The following is a 1,503-nucleotide window of genomic DNA, read 5'->3' on the forward strand; positions in this document are numbered from 1 at the left end:
TTGCGGAAGTAGTTCAGTGGTAGAACACCACCTTGCCAAGGTGGGGGTCGCGGGTTCGAATCCCGTCTTCCGCTCTTAATAATGCCGGGGTGGCGGAACTGGCAGACGCACAGGACTTAAAATCCTGCGGTAGGTGACTACCGTACCGGTTCGATTCCGGTCCTCGGCACCACTTGTTTCATATTGCGCCCGTAGCTCAATTGGATAGAGCGTTTGACTACGGATCAAAAGGTTATGGGTTCGACTCCTATCGGGCGCGCCATATAACGGGAAGTAGCTCAGCTTGGTAGAGCACTTGGTTTGGGACCAAGGGGTCGCAGGTTCGAATCCTGTCTTCCCGACCATTTACACTTTTATTGGGGCCTTAGCTCAGCTGGGAGAGCGCCTGCCTTGCACGCAGGAGGTCAGCGGTTCGATCCCGCTAGGCTCCACCAATTATTATAAAAAGTTGTTGACTTTATGATCCTGGGGCGGTGTAGCTCAGCTGGCTAGAGCGTACGGTTCATACCCGTGAGGTCGTGGGTTCGACTCCCTCCGCCGCTACCAAAAAAGGACCTTTAGCTCAGTTGGTTAGAGCAGACGGCTCATAACCGTCCGGTCGTAGGTTCGAGTCCTACAAGGTCCACCATTCTACTTTTTCTTTCGGAGGTATACCCAAGTCCGGCTGAAGGGATCGGTCTTGAAAACCGACAGGGGAGTCAAATCCCGCGGGGGTTCGAATCCCTCTACCTCCTCCATTTTCATTAAAAAAGTTTTGAGTACATATTTAGAACTTAATTACTTATTACTTTTGATGGATTGAAAAGAATTTAATTTATTACTATCGCGGGGTGGAGCACGATCGAATAAGCTTCTTCGAAAACACTTCAGCGTACCGATTGAGCCGCATCTTGGCTAAGCTTTCTGAAATCGGGACGGGGAACGCGAACAACGAGCATCGAAAACAGTTTAATTTATTACTATCGCGGGGTGGAGCACGATCGAATAAGCTTCTTCGAAAACACTTCAGCGTACCGATTGAGCCGCATCTTGGCTAAGCTTTCTGAAATCGGGACGGGGAACGCGAACAACGAGCATCGAAAACAGTTTAATTTATTACTATCGCGGGGTGGAGCAGTCTGGTAGCTCGTCGGGCTCATAACCCGAAGGTCGCAGGTTCAAATCCTGTCCCCGCAACCAAATGGTCCCGTGGTGTAGCGGTTAACATGCCTGCCTGTCACGCAGGAGATCGCCGGTTCGATCCCGGTCGGGACCGCCATTTGTTTTTTTATCAATACAATTAACATATATATAAAATGGATCGGTAGCTCAGTCGGTAGAGCACGATTGAATAAGCTCCAAAGCATAAGCATCTGCGCACAAATTGAGCCGCGTCTTGGCTAAGCTTTCTGAGATTTGGGCGAAGGTACCAAGAATTAAATAATATTGTACTACTTACTTTCAATTGGCTCGGTAGCTCAGTCGGTAGAGCAAAGGACTGAAAATCCTTGTGTCGGCGGTTCG

General features: G+C 49.4%; 10 tRNA genes. All 10 read left to right on the forward strand.

The window, feature by feature from the left end:
- Positions 1-2: 2 nt before the first annotated feature.
- The 10 genes from CYJ36_RS05575 (at position 3) to CYJ36_RS05620 (ending at position 1,258) form a co-directional block, all read left to right on the forward strand.
- Positions 3-74 (forward strand) — tRNA-Gly (locus CYJ36_RS05575).
- Between the two features lie 9 nt (positions 75-83).
- Positions 84-172, forward strand: a tRNA-Leu gene (locus CYJ36_RS05580).
- Between the two features lie 13 nt (positions 173-185).
- Positions 186-262, forward strand: a tRNA-Arg gene (locus tag CYJ36_RS05585).
- Positions 263-267: 5 nt separating this feature from the next.
- Positions 268-344: transfer RNA gene (locus tag CYJ36_RS05590), tRNA-Pro, on the forward strand.
- 14 nt (positions 345-358) lie between these two features.
- Positions 359-434: transfer RNA gene (locus CYJ36_RS05595), tRNA-Ala, on the forward strand.
- A 35-nt stretch (positions 435-469) separates the two neighbouring features.
- A tRNA-Met gene (locus CYJ36_RS05600) sits at positions 470-546 on the forward strand.
- A gap of 5 nt (positions 547-551) precedes the next feature.
- A tRNA-Ile gene (locus CYJ36_RS05605) sits at positions 552-628 on the forward strand.
- A gap of 16 nt (positions 629-644) precedes the next feature.
- A tRNA-Ser gene (locus CYJ36_RS05610) sits at positions 645-737 on the forward strand.
- A gap of 365 nt (positions 738-1,102) precedes the next feature.
- Positions 1,103-1,179 (forward strand) — tRNA-Met (locus CYJ36_RS05615).
- A 3-nt stretch (positions 1,180-1,182) separates the two neighbouring features.
- Positions 1,183-1,258 (forward strand) — tRNA-Asp (locus tag CYJ36_RS05620).
- Positions 1,259-1,503: the final 245 nt, after the last annotated feature.

Origin of the sequence: Bacillus sp. UMB0893 (genome assembly GCF_002858905.1) — a bacterium.
Taxonomy (GTDB): Bacteria; Bacillota; Bacilli; order Bacillales; family Bacillaceae; genus Bacillus_P.